Here is a 14,879-nt window from a genome sequence, read left to right on the forward strand (position 1 = left end):
CCTTATGGCTGCTCTTCTTTGCGGATCCGTTCTTGATCGGCGCGGAATCGGTAGACGTCACGGCCTGGTGTGGTGCACTCCTGGCAGCCGCAGCCGTACCGGTGGATATCGCTGACGTGGAAGACCTGCGTGCGTTTCTCCCACGGTGTTGTGTAGAGCGAGTCGTCCAGCTCCACGTGGGCGCGTTCACGTTCGTTGAGCTCGGTGACCGTGCCCGGGTAGTAGAAGGGCGACTGATAGGACTCCGCCCACCAGGGCCGCACCGGGATGTTGAAGAAGGGCCGGACCAGGACGCGGTCACCGACCTTCATCGCCGTCGGCCCCCTTCCACAGCTCCAGGGCGCCCGCCGCATCGTCGACCTCCGGGCGGTCGGCGCCGCGCAGGTCTGCCAGCGTCCAGGCCACCCGCAGCAGCCGGGGAAGCCCCTCAGCCGTCAACAGGCCGGTGTTCACAGCGGACCGGAGCAGCTCGACAGCCTCCGGCTCGACAGGGAAACGCGTCCGCAGCTCCAGTGCGGGAACCTCGGCATTGACCTGCCAGGGCGTTCCGGCCAGCCGATAGGCCGCCCGTGCGCGGGCCGCGAGTACCCGCGCGGCTATCGCCGTGCTCGACTTGCCCGCCTGCGCCTCGCGATCCCCCCGTTCGATGGGGGCTCGTACGGCCACGCGCGGCAGGAGCAGCGCGAGACGTCCCAGATAGCGGCGTCTATCCACAGGTGTGCACGCGCACACCCGGTCCTGTGGGCAGGGGCACCGCTGGGCGTCGAGCACCAGCATGAACCGCGCCGGATAGCGGACGGTGCGGCCCAGCCCCGTGACGCGCACCTCCCCGGTGTCCATCGGCCGGCACAGCCCGTCCAGGATCTGGCGGCCGAACTCGGGCGCGTCGGCCAGGTGCAGCACGCCGCGGTGGGCGAGCGAGACGGCACCCGGATGGTTCCTGGCCACGCTGCCGAAGATCGCGGCAGGCGTGGACGTGTGGTGCGGTGCACAAACCGGCGGCCTGAACCCTGACGCGTGGTCGGACCGTCCGGCCAGGGAGTAGATCTCCGCGACCTCCCGGGCGGCCTCAGGATCCAGCGGCGGCAGGATGCCCGGGAGTCGTTCGGCGAGCATCGTCGCCGGGCCGTCCCCGGACAGGTGCAGGTGATGCGCGCCCGCCGCGCACACCTCCAGCGCGCGGCGGGCCGCCCCGTTACCCGGTACGTCGGCCAGATCCAGAACGGGCGGCGGTGGGTGCGTGGAGGCCCCGGGCGCCCGACAGTGGTAGTCCTCCAGCCTCCCGCTCTTGAGGTACTCGATCACCTCGGCCAGCCGGGCCACGGGGATCACCACGGCCCCGGGAACCTGCGCCGCTTCCTGCGCGCACTCGGCGGGCACCACCACCGTGGTAATCCCGGCCCGTACGGCGGCGCCCACGGCAGCCACGACGCCTCTGACCGGGCGAATCCCGCCGTCCAGCGCCAATTCACCCAGGAACACCCGTCCGGAGATCCGTTCAGGCGGGATGACGTGAGTGACCGCCAGCGACACCACGGCCAGCGCGAGATCGGCTGAAGAATCGTAAGGTGGCGGAATCGCCGGACTCACGCTCACCGTGACCCGGGCGTCCGGCCACTCGGTTCCGCTGTTGAGGATCGCCGAGCGGATCCGGGCGCGGGTCGGCCAGACCGACAGCTCCGGCAGGCCGATCAGTTGCAGCTCGGCCCCGCCGGGTGCGGCGTCGGCCTCGATGTCCACCACCAGCGCATTCAGGCCGACCAGGACCACCGATCGGGCGGATGCGTAGCTCGTCGTCAAGGGATCACCACCCCTCCGGCAGCACCGGCCGCGTCCGGTCGGGATATTGGGCGGCCTGTGCGCTGATCTGGTCCGCCATCTCCGCGAAGTCGATGCTGGAGGTCATCTCCGGTGGCAACCCGTGATCCAGCGCGCATTTGACCAGCTTCGCGAGGCTGTACTCGGAATTGGTGGACAGCGCCCGCTCGACCGCGACGCGCGCCAGCGGCCCGTCTCCGGTCCGCAGGGCGACGAACGCCAGCAGCGCGGCCGGTGCGGCGGCGAACTCCGGTTCGACCCTGCGGGTCACTTCGGTCCACAGCCTGATGTGGGCGTCGTCGTCGTGTCGGCCGATGAAGGTCATCGCCCCGTCCCGGACGATGATCGAGGTCAACAGCACGCCCAGCCAGGCGACCATGTCAGCGGGCAACTCCTGCCCCGCTTCGATGTGGTCGAGGGCTGCGGCGACCTGCGTAAGACCCTCCTGATACCAGCCAGAGCCCCCGCCCTTACCGAGCGTGCTACGGACCTGCCCGCACACTGTACGTATCGCCGTGTTCACCCGTTCCCGGTCCTGCCCGCCGACCGGGGCGAGCATGGCCACCAACGCCGCACGGTCGGGACGGGCGACGTACCCGGCGAACACCGCCGTCGCGGTGGCCGGATTAGTCGCCAGGTCGTACGGCATGCCGTCCGGTGGGCAGCATTCGGGATCCGGGCACACATACGACCAGTAGCGGCCACCCTCGACCCGCAGCGCGTCCATCGTGTCGATGTCCGCATCGGCCAGGCTGCCGCGTACGGCGTCCATCACTGGGGTGACATGCCACCCGGGTCCGTACCCGATCAGCATGACGCGCTGGGTGCCGTTGCGGGTGAGCATCTCGGCGAACTGCCGAGCTAGGTCGGGCGTGTCCTCGGAGTTGTCCGGCAAATCGAACCGCGTGCTGAAACGCAGCGCCCGCACCCCGCTATCGGCCTCCTGGCGTGGCTCGAAGCCCATCGCGACGATGCTGCGCTCCGGGTGAAATCCCAGCATGTAGGGCACGATGGCGATGAAATCCGCTGGGCGGCTCAGCCGTACGGTGTGATCCAGTTGAGCGGTCATGAGAGTCCTCCTGAACATGAAGAAAGCCCCCGGCGATCGGCTGCCGAGGGCGAACGAATAGACGGAACGAAAGGAAGTAAGAGTCAGCAGCGCTCGGAGCGGATGCCGCCGCGCGGGCCGAGAAAGACCCGGCGGTCCGGATAGTCCAGCGCGTCGCGAGAGCCATACAAGGCGATCTCGCAGTCGTCCCCTACGCACGGAGTCAGCGCGTCACCGGGCTCACGTGCCACGAAAGCGAAGCGGGAGCGCTGCCAATAGCCGTGTCGATGCCGCTCCATCAGCTTCGTCTCGGCATCGGCCAGGGAGGAAAACTCCTCCAAATCATTCGGCTCCGGCGGAGAGCACCCGCTGCCTCCATGCCAGAGCCCGTACCAAACGCCCAAGGGTCATCGTCCTTTCGATGGGCCGGACCAGCGGCCCCGTCGGATGCCCGGGCTTCGGCGCCGGCGATTCAGCGAATCCAGATGGTGGGGGTCTTCTCTCCCCCATAGATCCGGCAGGCGTACTCCTCCTGCTCGGCCAAAACGATCACCGGCAGTTCGGCGACCTCCTCGCGCAGAGCGCGGGCGATGCGGTGCCAGCCGTCGATGATGAACAATCCCGCGTCTGGGATTGGCACGGCGATCAGCGGGACCGTGAGGTCAACCTCGCTGACACGGACCTCGTCGATCCAGATCGCGGCCAGGTAGCGTCCCCATGCACGCGGAGACAGCCGCCCGCCGGGCTTGCGCCCATGGGCGTAGCCCTTGGCTGCGGTTATGTTCCATGACCAGGCCAGGAAGTGAAACACCTCCGTCTCTTCCTGGCCCGCGTCGGCGTGAGCTGTATCCATGGCGATCAGGTCCCTTTCGGCAGGTGAAGGGGATTCCGAGAGCCGACCGAGAAGGACTCGGCTCCGGCACAGTTATTCGTTCTCCTCTGCCTGTTGCTCGTGATCAATGTGGTCGACCTCGGTGTCTGGCTGCTCGGCCGCAGTGAGGAGCTCTCCGCTGGCGGCCAGAAACTGGCGGGCGGCAGCCCGGGAGGCGTGCGCCAAGGCATGGTCGAACAGGCTGCCTGGCCGTAGGGCGGCTGGTTCGCCGGTCAGGTAGTGCCGAGCCCGTGCGCGTACCCGCCGTACGGCGTGCGCGGCCTCCAGGGCCTCGTGGTCGATCTGGGCGGAAACCAGTTCCCACCAACCGCGAACGGCGTGGCAGTAAGCCGCGCTGTACAGCGGTTCTGATGTAAGCCGCTGGCCACGCTGAACCTGACATGTCAGCTCGGCTGATGCCGCGTAGTCGGCGTGCCGGGCCTGAGCGACCGCCTCCGCTATCCGGTCCCCAGGCCAGACGTCCAATGATCCCCCTCACCTTCGGTACCTATGGGTCGGCGGGAGACACAACCGGGTGAGAGGTGGCCCCCTCCGCAGTAACCGCACCAGCCGTCCATGGCGTACGCGGAAAGGTCCTCTGCATACTGCTCGCTCCAGAGCCGTTGCTTCTGGGTGTAGTCGGCGAAGTATTCGGTATCGCCGTCAGTGACGGTCAGAAAGTTGAGTACCGATCTGGCTGCGTCGAGCAGATCCTCAGTGGTACCGACCGCGCCGACAGGTGAGCGGATGTCGGAATCCTCGAAGATCGTACGGCCGCGCCTCGACAGCCGGTATCGCCAGCGGATCCTGTTGTCATCCGTTCGCTCGGCGGGCTCCAGTTCCAGCATGTGTTCGGCGTCGATCTGCCAAGCAGGCATCAGCCGAGAACTGATGACCCAGCCCGGGGGCAGGGTCAGGACAGACGTCATCGCCACGGCAACTCCCAAGGTCCTCTGAATCGAATAGGTAGGTGTGGCGGCCACCATCGCGGCGTCAGATGGCGCCGTTCCACGGTCGTACTGGTCGAGTGGATCTCGCAGGCGCGGGCGTAGTACAGCGCGTCGGTGAAGCATCGTGCGCAGCGGATCAGCCGACGCCGGAGCCCACTCGGACCATGGGTCTGGGTGGAGTCCACCCAGAGATGGGTCCGTTTCAGGCAGCCATAACAAGTGATCGTCTCGGCCTCCTTGGGCATCGCGACAAGCGCCAGCGTCATCGCGTACTCGGGCCGCCCTTCCGGATCAGCGTGAGGCAGCATCGTCGCCATGGCGGGGCGTATCTCCCCCATGGCGGTCACCCGCATGACCTGTCCGCCACGGCTGACGGCGAGATCACCGACGGTCCACGTATCGGCAGAGACCACCTCCATGGAAGCTCCTTTCGAATGGGTTATCCGGGCGGCCTGCCGTACCGCCCGGCGGTGATCGTGAAAGGTTGGAGTGCCCGACCATGTCTTGGACGTGTCGGTTCGCCGCTCCCAAAGAGCAACTAACGCCACCAGCGCCGTTGCACGGGGCGACCCAATGCGGAAATCAAGCTTTCCGGGTTGCGAACGAAGCAATCACGACGCTGTGAGGTCGGGAACGCTCTCACTTAAATACGGTGACCGGAACGGCCCGACCGTCCGCGCTCGGCAACACTTTCTTTCGCGCCGCGCGCCGAACGAACGGTAAGGCCGTTCCGGCCGCCCCTGCTGTTCACGGCATAACGAAGTGAGGCCGAACAACAGCAGCGGAGAGAACGCAACACCGCCGACCGCGTCAGGCGCGTACCGGCGAATCTCGCTCTCACATAAATACGGTGACGGGAACAGCCCGACCGTCCGGGCACTTCCAAGGAAGTTCCGTCTTGGGAAGCGCTCGATAGGGTGGATGCAAGCAAAAGGGCCTCAGAGCGTTCTCTGAGGCCCTCTCGTGTCCTTTCGGTTAGTCGCCCGAACTTTCGGTGTCGCCGTACACAAGCGTGTTCCTGGCATCGTCGAGGCGCTCGGAGAGTTCCCGCCATTCCGCCCGCGCAGCGTCGCGCACCCGGATTACGGCCCGCCGAGAGCCGTACGCGCCGCCGTAGCGCTTCTGAGCTACCTTGCTCAGGATCCCCGCACGGCCTAGATCATCGGCATGGGCTGCTGCTTCCATCACTTCCGTGATGGTTGGGAAGTCCTGTCCGTCTCCGTACGCCTGGCGAAAGACAACGGCGCTGTTCTGAGCAGTGCAGAAGGCTACAGCCGCCCGTGTGACGTTCTCAGCGTGCGGCAATCCACGCATGAGTTGAGCGCCCGGCGTAGCGTCGATCTCGCTTGGAGGAACGTCGATCCGGTAGCCGTTCCGTGCGGCGGCATCACGGACCGCCCACCTTTGGAGCGTCGTTCGTGTGATCGTCATCTCTCCGCCGTCGCGCCGTACATAGACCCACTCGGGAGCCTCCGCCGTGCTTTCGGGAGCCCTACGGCATGAAGTGACGATGTCCCTAAGCCGTTGAGCAAGGAGAAGAACAGCGTCCTGTGTGACGTCATCCGACACGTCATCAGTGCCGTACGGCGCGTGTCCCTGCTTAACGATGGTAGCGCTCCCATCCATACGCTTACGGGATCGCGTGGCGTCAACCGTGCGGCAATAGCCGCGCGCCAACCGCTGAATCTCCGCCCAGTCTTCCGGCGTCACCCGTGCCATGTCTTCCGGTGTGAGCCTTTCCCCGGGGACATTGGCGGGAACGCACTTTCCGGGAGCCCCGTTGGACATCGTCCGTCTCCGATCCGTTCTGTGCGGCGCGCCTTTCGCGCCACTCTGCCTTTGATCGGTTCAATTCAACCCCGAAACGCCACTCAAATCAACGACATCCGGCGTTTCTTTACCCTATTTGATTAATGAGGGACGGCAGAAGTACAGACAGGCAAGGGAAACGCTTCACCGGCTAGTGCTTTTGCACGCACCCAGAAGGAATATAAGAGACATTTAACAGGTAGAGCGGGATAACAGCTCAGTCGGCCACGCAAGCTTTGGGGAACTAAATTAAAGAGTGCATTTCCTGGAAAACCCGGGTGCGATATTGAAAGACATGAATATCCAATGGGCCCGCCGACCTCTTCTAACTAGGCGTTCGCCAGTCAGTCGGGCCGCCAAGTGGCCAGGGCACCCTGTCCCTGACCTGGTGTTATACACCATACCCGTCGGCCGTTCTCAATTGGCTGTTCATCGGCCTGCTATTGGTCATCCGAACGGTCATTGGGTTCCACTGAGATGCCAGTCCGCCTGAATTCGCGGCGGACTTCCATTAAGGGTTTGGTCACCAGGAGAGAAGGGGTCCCGCACGCCCGCTCATCGCCACACGGCAGGCCGTCGAAGAAGCCGGTGAGCTGTTGTCGGCTGCGCAGGCCACGGGGGCCATGCCGGCCTTGTTGCGGTCAATTCACCGGGACCGCTGGGGCTCACTTGGACGCGCGACGGACACCGCCGAGTGCTTCCCGCCCCTCCTGTACGGTCTTCGCCACTTTGTGGAGTTCTTTCACGTCTGTGGCACTGGCCAGGGCGTCCTTGGCGGTGTCGTAGGCGTCCAGCGCCTCTCGCCATCCCTTGTCCTTCGGCTTGCGGCGGCCCGAGGTGGTCTTCTCGTCGTTGAGGCCGGCGATCTCCTCCCCCAGTGCAGTGACGTCCTCTTCGGTCTTCCGCCGTAGAGCGATGAACGTCGCCCTGCGACGTCTCGCCCGTGTGATGCTCACTACCAGCCGGCCGAGGAGCGTCAGCGCCGCGAGTATCACCAGCGTGGTGACAGTGATGCGCCACCCAAGGGGCCACCTGCTGGTTGATCCAGACAGGTCGGCGTGCTTTGCCCGCGAGAGCTCGGCGCCAGTGACGTCGGCGTCGGTAAAGCGCGCCCCTTGCAGGTTCGCCCAGCGGAGATCAGAGTCGATGAGCGAGGCTCCCTGGAATATGGCGCCGAACAGATCGGCCTCGTGCAAGTCGGCGCGGTCGAGCTTGGTGCGCGTGAAGTCGGTCTGCGCCGCCTTCGAGTAACTGAGAGTGGCGTCCCGGAGGTCGGCGTCGATCAGCTTCGCGTTCTTGAGATCGGCGGAGTCCAGTGTGGCGTGCCTGAGATCAGCTCCGCTGAGGTCGGCCCCTTGGAGGGTGCGTAACGAGGCTCCGGCCAGGGACGCTCCGCGCAGGACGGCCCTGTTCAGCTTCGTCGAGGTGAGATCCAGCCCATCCAGATTCGCGCTTGTCAGGTTGGCGCAGCTCAGGTCGGGGATGTCGGTGACACCGCGGAGATCCCAACCGGCATAGTTCTGGCCGCTTCCGGGAGGGCACGTTCCATCCGGGATGGCGGGCAGTTCCTTCGGCACACCCTTTGACCCGGCCAGGTCGGCATCTCGCGTGTCACGCAAAACCGCTCGGGTGAGGACGGCACCCTGAAATGAGGCTCCGTCCATAGGAGACAAGTACATTTGTGCGTCTGTGAGGTCGGCACTGTCGAACACCGCTCCCGACATAATCGCCGTCCCCATATCCGCCCCCTTTAGATCGGCCTGGCGGAGAATAGCATTCAGCAGCGTGGTTCCGTAAAGCCGCGAATCTGTCAGCTTCGCCCGCGTGAAATCGGCCTTGCGCGCATCGGCGTCACCGAATTCGGCGTTGACGAGATTCGCGTCGACGAACGTGGCCCCATCCAGTTCGGAGTCGAAGAGGTTGGCACGTGTCAGCACGGCTTCGCTGAAGCCGGCCCCCTCGAAGTGGCCCCAGCCAAGGTCCGCATCGGCCAAGACGGCCTTGCTGAAATCGGCCCCTCGGGCCTGGGCGTGTGTCAATTCCACCTCGGCGAGATCGGCGCCACGCAGGTCGGCGTACTCCAGGTGGGCCTCGGGCAGGCGGGTGCCCTTGAGCGAGGCGCCACGCAGATCGGCCCCAGTGAGCCGGCTGCGCACGAGCGCTCCATCGAGCTTGGCTCCACGCAGGTCAGCGCAGCGCAGATCCTGCGGCAAGATGGTCTCCGTGAGGTTACGGCCGGCGAGTTTGGGGCCGCTTCCGCGCTTGCAGGGCGCCACATCGGCGGACGAGGGCGCCGCCACGAATGGCAGGCAGGCAATCACCGAAGCCAGCAGCAGACCACGAATATGCAACGACTGCCTCCCAATACCGGCGGCCCCGAGTGCACCCCGACTTCCGCAGTTCGCAGGCATACACCAGCGCGAATTATGGGCTGAGCAGGAAGGCCTGCCCTACTGACCGGTACGGCGTGTGCCCACACGGCATCTCGGGGTCCTGAACTGCAAGGATGCTCGCATTGATCCAAAAGATCAACACTTGTGCAGTAGGAGTCGAGCGGAGCAAGGGGGATCGGGTCGATGTAGATGATGGGTGCGGTCAGCATGCAACCCAAAAGATGAGGTCTTCGGAAACTCCGATAGCGCCTGAGCTGCGAAAACGCCTTCCGGAGGCGGGGACACACGCCCATGCGACGCCTCATCGCCGTTCCCCGCAGGTCAACTGCAAGTTCACCAGCTTCCTCTGTCCACCGACTGCGGAAGTCGAGGTGTATTCAGTGCAGGTATGACACATTCAGCCGTGTTGCGGTTTTGCGACACAAAGATCCCGAATACGAAAGCGCTCGGAGAGCGGCAACCGTTGGCGTCGAGCGCAGCTGCGGGGAACGACTGTCTGGGCGGATAGCCAGCGACGGGCGATCCCCTGCCCGTATCTGGCGAAAGGCTGGACATTCACCGAGCCCGGCCACCGTGCACGGCAACGGCTTCGCCGTACTGGCGCTTCATGCCGACTTCCGGCCTCCGCGTATGTCATAGTTACGAAGTCGGCAGCAGCGTGTCGAGGTGACCACGGAACTCCTCGGCTGCCGGCTTCTTGGCGGGGAGCCGCCTGGCGAAGGCGCGGAGCTGGTCGGCGACGCGGCTGGAGTCGACCTCGGCGACGAGCTCGACGGCTCGGCTGGCCGTGTCGATCGCCCCATCGAGGTCCCGCTGGTCGAGCTGGGCATCCGCAATAGCGGCCAGTCCCAGCACGATGTCGCGGTTGTAGTCGCTGGTGCGGTCGGCCATGCCTTCTTCCAGCAGCCTCACGGCGGTATCGGACTGACCCATAGTGACCAGAGCCATGCCGACCTCGATCGTCCAGCTCGGGCGGCGCATCCAGTACATCCATCGCGGGTCGGCGTCGGGGTCCCTGTGCTCCCAATGGTCGTCGGCGCGAGACAGCACGCTCATGGCCTCGCGCGGCTCGCCGAGCACGGCGTGAGCGCGGACCTGCCAGGCGTCGAGCATCGCGTGTACCGTGCGGGATGCGCGCGGGCCGATCCTCTCCCGGGCCGCCTCCAGCAGGTTGACCGCCGTACGGCCGTCCCCCGCGTAAGTCCGCTGCATCGCCATCTGGGACAGGACGTAAGCGCCAGTTAGGGGATCGCCACCGGCGGCGGAGGTCCGCAGCCCGGCGTGCCAATACCGCTCAGCAGCCGCATGCCGGTCGGCGTCGAACGCGGACCAGCCGGCGAACCGGAGGAGTTCTCCAGCCGCGCCGTACAGGCGTCGCTCGATGTGCTCGCTGTAGCGGCCCCGGTCAAGCAGCCGCGAGACCAGCTGCAGGTCGGCCTGGGCCAGCTCCAGGCATTGGGTCCCACCGATCAGGTCATCCAGGTGCCACAGGTGCTCAATGCGGCCTTCGAGCCAGGTCGCCAGCTCAGCGTCGACAACTCCGCCCTGCTCGGCGGCGGTCACCTTCTCCGCAGGGATGGCCACCCACGTGCCGGCCAGCGTGGTCACGTCTTGCGCCGAAAACAGCAGGAACGCCCTGCGGTCCATGTTCGCGTCCAAGCACCCCGCCATGGTCTGTTGGGCCATTTCAGGCGTCCAAGGCCCGCCGAGAGGTTCGGTCCCATCGACCAGAAGCAACCAGGACGGCCACGGATGATTCAACACCGTCTCGACCTCAACGCCCACTGCTGCGGCGATGACGAACTGGGCGTCAAGTTCGGGCACGGTACGGTCCTGCTCCCACCGCCAGACCTTCTGACGGTTGGCCGCCATGTTGAGACCTGACTGCCGTGCTACCAGCTCAGCCACGTCGGCTTGGGTCCATCCCCGCTGGTGGCGCACGTAGATGAGTGGGTGATGGAACAGGGGCAGATCGCTGACCATGTCATGTTCCCGGGGTGGCGGCGAGACTACAGCGAGACTACGGCCGCGTCCTTTTCCACGCTCCCGACTCCCGCTTGTCTGAGATCTGAACGTAACTAGGCGAGTGAGTCGTGCGACAGCAGTGGCCTACGGGGAGCTGGTTGCGCGCGCTTCCGCCTTCAGACGAGGAGCTTTTCGATGGCCTTCAGGTTCGCAGTCAGCAGGCGACGGTCCCACTCCGCTCAGCTCACGGCGGGCTGGGCAGTGACCAGCGCTGGCGGCCGGCGATGAGCCCGGCGGCGCGAGCTGCGACCGTGGAAGTCCGCGGGGAACCCACGGACGTGCCAGGAATGTGCGACGCGGTGATCCAGGGGATCGCGAAAGTCGCTGACGTCCTGGATGTGTCTCCAGCCGACGGGACCAGCTCGGACGTGCGGGTGCGCCTCGGGGGCGACGCCCGTATCCGGCTGCTCGGCGGTGCGCTCGCTCAGCCCAAGTGCGCCCCCAAAGGCACGTTCACCATCACGCTGGTGCTGGAGGAGCCGGGCTCTCTTTCCTCCGCGCAGACCTCCGCGGTCCTGAGCGCCGTCCAGCGGGTGCCGTTCACCGCGACCGAGATGCGGGAACTGCGGCGCCAGATGCCGCTGACCGGGGAGCTGCCGATGTTTCTCCCCTCGCACTGTCTGGCCGACGTGGCACCGGTCCTCACCGTCCACCACATGACCGACTTCCTCGTCATGGTCGAGGCGGTTCGAGCGCTGGGCGCGCCGGCAGAGGCCATCACCGTGATCGACAAGGGCTACCGCTACCGGCACACCGACCGGGTCGATGCGCACCTGGCCAGCCAAGAGATCGTGGTATGGCCGTGGACGCGGACCGCTGACGCGTTGGACGACCACGCCAAGAGGGCCGCCGCGCTGGACCGGGACGGGCTGCTGATCGACGACGGCGGCTACACCCTCCCTGTGTTGCTCACCCAACGCCCTGGCCTGCTTCCCCACTTCGTCGGCCTGGTCGAGCAGACCATCTCCGGCATCACGAAGCTGGAGCAGTGGAGCCAGTTGCCCCTGCCGGTCTTCTCCGTCGCTGAGAGCAGGCTGAAAGCGGCCATCGAGTCGTACGGCATCGCCGACGCCGCGATCCGCAACATGCTGCGACTGCTGCCTGAGGAGAAATTCGAGGGCCAACCCGCCCTGGTCGTCGGGTTCGGGCGGATCGGTGAGCAGATCGCCGAGCTGCTCCGCGCCCGCCGCATGCGAGTGGCCGTGCAAGACCGGCAGCTGATCCGGCTCATCAGTGCGCACGAACGTGGGTTCCTCACCAGCCGCTGTCTTAGCAGCCTGCTGCGCGACCACCAGCCGCTGCTCATCGTGGGCAGCACCGGCCGCACCAGCATCCGCGGCGAGCACGCAGCCGTTATCAAACGCGACTGCTACCTGGTGTCCACAACCTCGCGTGATCGGGAGTTCGCCATCGCCGAACTCGGCGAAGAAGCCGCCGAGATCGGCGACGCCGGGGTGCTGGGCACCCGTCTCCGTCTGCGGTCTGGGGCCAGCGCGACGCTCGTCAGTGACGGCTTCCCGATCAACTTCCACTACGCCGAGTCGCTGCCGAACATGTACTCCGACCTGATCCTGGCCAGCCTGATCGTCGGCGCGGCCACCCTTGCCGCGCCCGGGCACGGCTTCGCGCCCGGCCACAACGTAGAGGCGACGAACCGGGTACTGGAGGGGTGCGGGCTGCTGGAGCGGTATTACTCGCGTTTCGGGCCGGAGGCCACGCGATGATCATGCAGCGGGGGGAGCGCTATTTCACCACCGCGGACGCGGGCGCCCTGTACGGCCCGGGCGTCGTCACCAGCGGCATGGGGCGGCGCCGGGTCTGGTACGAGGAGCACGATCCGCAAGCCGCGGTGCGGATGGCGCTCGCGGTCGCCCGCCGGTCCTGGGTCGACGCTGTGGCCGTCCTGCCTCTCGGCGCCACACTCGCGCAGGGCGGACTGGCGTTGGCGTTCGGCGAGCATCTTCACGAGGTGCGGCGCCGTCGCCACCTCGCTGGGGCCTGTATTACGAGCCCAATGCCACCGCCCCTGCCAAGGCCGCGGCTATGTCGTGTCCCGCACCTGGTGACCGTCGAAGGGGCCGACGGGACCTGGCGCGACACCGCCGTGTGGGAGGTCATGACCGCCGAACGGTTCCAGGCGTGGGTCGGCCGCGAACCCGCTGGCCTGGGCGCGCTGGAGAAACTGCTCCCCCGCCTGCTCAGGCTGCGCCGCTCCGCCCGCGAGGACACCCTGCCCGACACCCTGCCCGGCCGTGAACTGCGCGAACTCCTCCGCACCCGCTACCTGTCGACCCTGCTCGTCCTCGAACACCCTGACCTGTTCAACTCCCTACTCGCACCACCCCAGGAGGCACGACTATGAGCAACAGCTGGATCTCCGCGTCCGGTGCTGACCTGTCGGCCGGCTACGCCCGGCACGCCGGGACGCTCAGGGGCGCGCTGCGGCACGCCCTCGTTGCCCGGGCTCTGCGGACCCATCTGCCGCCAGGGGCGCAGCTGGTTCTCGACGTCGGTGGCGGCGACGCCCACCAGGCCGTGCAGCTCGCCCGTGCCGGACACCACGTGACCGTGCTCGAACCGGACCCCGCGATGCTGGAGCGGGCCGCGCAGCGACTTGCCAGTGAATCCGACCCAGTTCGCGGCCGGGTCAACCTCGTGCCCGGTCGCGGCGAGCAAACCGCCGAACTCGTCGGCGGAGGGTGGGACCTGGTGTGCTGCCACGGCGTACTCATGTACCAAGACGACCCGGCGCTGCTCCTCGCCACGCTCGTCAACGCCGCCCGAGAGGGCGGGCTCCTGTCGATCCTGACGAAGAACGGCGACGCGCTGGCCATGCGCCCCGGGCTGGAGGCCCGCTGGGCCGACGCCCTGGCCGCCATGGGGAGCCGTCGCGAGGTCGGTCGCCTCGGCGTGCCAACCCGGGCGGACACGCTCTCGGACGTTCAGGGGATGCTGTCCGCGGCCGGCGCCGAAACGGTCGCCTGGTACGGAGTGCGGATCTTCACCGACCACCTTGGCGACGCCCCCGTCGGGGAAGGCTTCGACCAGATCCTGGAAGCCGAATGGGCGGCAGGTGAGCGTGACCCGTACCGCCTGGTAGCGCGCAACATCCACATCATCGCGCGGAAGGCGGCGGATGGGCGATGACCACGCCGCCCCTATCCCCCGGGTTCACCGGCGATTGGCATGCCGCGCGCCGGCACTGCCGCCGCTCCTGCTTCTGCTACCACGCGACCTGGCGGCTGTTCCGTACCGCAGGGGTGAAGGGCAGTCCGGCCTGGCATGAGCGCCTCTACCGGAAGGGCCTGGACGACCGCGCCCCCTGGTGGCCGTCACGGGTGCTGGTGTGCGGCTCGTCCGACGAGACCATGCCGCGCGTTCTCGCCGGGCTCACCCCCACCGCCCACATCACCGTGGCCGACGCCTGCCAAGCGCCGCTGGATGTCATCCGCGGGTGGGCCAACCAGGCTGAGGTCGACGTGACCACGATCCAGTCGTCCGCGCCCGAGTTGGACGGCGTGACCGGCCGGTACGACCTGGCCATCACCGACGGGCTGCTGTCACTGCTGCCCGATCAGGAAACCCGCGACGCGGCGATCACCCGCCTCGCTGGTCTACTCGCCCCGGACGGACTGCTGCTGTACACCACGCGGATCGCGGGCCCGGGAGGGCGACTGGAATACGACCGGCTCGGGCGAGCAGTGCAGGCAGCCGCCGCGGCGTTCTGGTTCGCCCCGCCCATAGAGCGGTGGCGGCTCGCCCAAGACCGCTGGCTCCGCCCTTCCCGCCCCTCCCCCTACACACACCCCGCTCAGGTAGCCGACGCCTTCTTCGGCGCCTTCGAGCAGGTGCGGTTGTTCACCCGGACGACTCCGCCGACGCCCGCACTGTCCGTCCACCCGGCGTTCCTGGCCAGGCGCGGCAGTGTCTGCGTCGGCGTGGCCGCCACCAACCCCCGGAGCTGA

The 14,879-nt window shown here is 67.0% G+C and carries 15 protein-coding genes; 4 read left to right on the plus strand and 11 right to left on the minus strand.

The annotated features are described in order from the left end of the window. Positions 1–2: 2 nt before the first annotated feature. The 11 genes from ABH927_RS27825 to ABH927_RS27875 form a co-directional block, all read right to left on the minus strand. Positions 3–311 carry a hypothetical protein gene (locus tag ABH927_RS27825; protein WP_370026334.1) on the minus strand — a complete coding sequence of 103 codons (309 nt, stop codon included), beginning with the start codon at positions 309–311 and terminating at the stop codon, positions 3–5. After that, a complete protein-coding gene (locus ABH927_RS27830; protein WP_370026336.1) occupies positions 298–1,800 on the minus strand; it encodes a YifB family Mg chelatase-like AAA ATPase in 1,503 nt (500 codons plus the stop codon). The genes ABH927_RS27825 and ABH927_RS27830 overlap by 14 nt, the downstream gene beginning before the upstream one ends. Positions 1,801–1,804: 4 nt before the next feature. Further along, the gene (locus tag ABH927_RS27835; RefSeq protein ID WP_370026338.1) at positions 1,805–2,887 is read right to left on the minus strand and encodes a DUF4192 domain-containing protein; all 1,083 of its coding nucleotides are present in this window, start codon (positions 2,885–2,887) and stop codon (positions 1,805–1,807) included. Between the two features lie 83 nt (positions 2,888–2,970). Continuing rightward, the gene (locus tag ABH927_RS27840) at positions 2,971–3,207 is read right to left on the minus strand and encodes a hypothetical protein (RefSeq protein WP_370026339.1); all 237 of its coding nucleotides are present in this window, start codon (positions 3,205–3,207) and stop codon (positions 2,971–2,973) included. A 131-nt stretch (positions 3,208–3,338) separates the two neighbouring features. Then, the gene (locus ABH927_RS27845; protein WP_370026341.1) at positions 3,339–3,719 is read right to left on the minus strand and encodes a hypothetical protein; all 381 of its coding nucleotides are present in this window, start codon (positions 3,717–3,719) and stop codon (positions 3,339–3,341) included. A 72-nt stretch (positions 3,720–3,791) separates the two neighbouring features. Further along, on the minus strand, positions 3,792–4,223 hold the full coding sequence (locus ABH927_RS27850) for a hypothetical protein (protein ID WP_370026343.1): 432 nt from the start codon (positions 4,221–4,223) through the stop codon (positions 3,792–3,794). Beyond that, positions 4,196–4,672, minus strand: coding sequence for a hypothetical protein (locus tag ABH927_RS27855; RefSeq protein ID WP_370026345.1), 477 nt, complete (start codon positions 4,670–4,672; stop codon positions 4,196–4,198). The genes ABH927_RS27850 and ABH927_RS27855 overlap by 28 nt, the downstream gene beginning before the upstream one ends. Continuing rightward, positions 4,663–5,106 (minus strand): hypothetical protein, encoded by a 444-nt coding sequence (locus ABH927_RS27860; RefSeq protein ID WP_370026346.1) that lies wholly within the window; start codon positions 5,104–5,106, stop codon positions 4,663–4,665. Before ABH927_RS27860 ends, ABH927_RS27855 begins: the two co-directional genes overlap by 10 nt. Before the next feature lie 556 nt (positions 5,107–5,662). Then, positions 5,663–6,313: a hypothetical protein gene (locus tag ABH927_RS27865; protein ID WP_370026348.1), complete on the minus strand. Its 651-nt coding sequence runs from the start codon at positions 6,311–6,313 to the stop codon at positions 5,663–5,665. An 848-nt stretch (positions 6,314–7,161) separates the two neighbouring features. Continuing rightward, the gene (locus ABH927_RS27870) at positions 7,162–8,847 is read right to left on the minus strand and encodes a pentapeptide repeat-containing protein (RefSeq protein ID WP_370026350.1); all 1,686 of its coding nucleotides are present in this window, start codon (positions 8,845–8,847) and stop codon (positions 7,162–7,164) included. Between the two features lie 681 nt (positions 8,848–9,528). After that, a complete protein-coding gene (locus ABH927_RS27875) occupies positions 9,529–10,548 on the minus strand; it encodes a hypothetical protein (RefSeq protein WP_370026352.1) in 1,020 nt (339 codons plus the stop codon). Between the two features lie 665 nt (positions 10,549–11,213). Between ABH927_RS27875 and ABH927_RS27880 the strand changes: the two genes are divergently transcribed. Genes ABH927_RS27880 through ABH927_RS27895 form a run of 4 tightly spaced genes read left to right on the plus strand, consistent with a single transcriptional unit; the run spans position 11,214 to position 14,879 of the window. Further along, positions 11,214–12,638, plus strand: a complete 1,425-nt coding sequence (locus tag ABH927_RS27880) for a hypothetical protein (protein WP_370026354.1) — start codon at positions 11,214–11,216, stop codon at positions 12,636–12,638. Next, on the plus strand, positions 12,635–13,276 hold the full coding sequence (locus tag ABH927_RS27885) for a hypothetical protein (RefSeq protein ID WP_370026356.1): 642 nt from the start codon (positions 12,635–12,637) through the stop codon (positions 13,274–13,276). Before ABH927_RS27880 ends, ABH927_RS27885 begins: the two co-directional genes overlap by 4 nt. Next, entirely contained in the window at positions 13,273–14,061 is a 789-nt protein-coding gene (locus ABH927_RS27890; protein ID WP_370026358.1) for a methyltransferase, read from the plus strand. The genes ABH927_RS27885 and ABH927_RS27890 overlap by 4 nt, the downstream gene beginning before the upstream one ends. Then, entirely contained in the window at positions 14,058–14,879 is an 822-nt protein-coding gene (locus ABH927_RS27895) for a hypothetical protein (protein WP_370026360.1), read from the plus strand. The genes ABH927_RS27890 and ABH927_RS27895 overlap by 4 nt, the downstream gene beginning before the upstream one ends.

It is taken from the genome of Planotetraspora sp. GP83 (genome assembly GCF_041262585.1).
In the GTDB taxonomy this organism is placed as follows: Bacteria; Actinomycetota; Actinomycetes; order Streptosporangiales; family Streptosporangiaceae; genus JAOEGB01.

Coding starts and splice junctions, on each gene's coding strand:
- ABH927_RS27825 (WP_370026334.1), bottom strand. CDS start 311: ATGAAGGTCGGTGACCGCGTCCTGGTCCGGCCCTTCTTCAACATCCCG.
- ABH927_RS27835 (WP_370026338.1), bottom strand. CDS start 2,887: ATGACCGCTCAACTGGATCACACCGTACGGCTGAGCCGCCCAGCGGAT.
- ABH927_RS27845 (WP_370026341.1), bottom strand. CDS start 3,719: ATGGATACAGCTCACGCCGACGCGGGCCAGGAAGAGACGGAGGTGTTT.
- ABH927_RS27860 (WP_370026346.1), bottom strand. CDS start 5,106: ATGGAGGTGGTCTCTGCCGATACGTGGACCGTCGGTGATCTCGCCGTC.
- ABH927_RS27865 (WP_370026348.1), bottom strand. CDS start 6,313: ATGGATGGGAGCGCTACCATCGTTAAGCAGGGACACGCGCCGTACGGC.
- ABH927_RS27885 (WP_370026356.1), top strand. CDS start 12,635: ATGATCATGCAGCGGGGGGAGCGCTATTTCACCACCGCGGACGCGGGC.
- ABH927_RS27890 (WP_370026358.1), top strand. CDS start 13,273: ATGAGCAACAGCTGGATCTCCGCGTCCGGTGCTGACCTGTCGGCCGGC.
- ABH927_RS27895 (WP_370026360.1), top strand. CDS start 14,058: ATGACCACGCCGCCCCTATCCCCCGGGTTCACCGGCGATTGGCATGCC.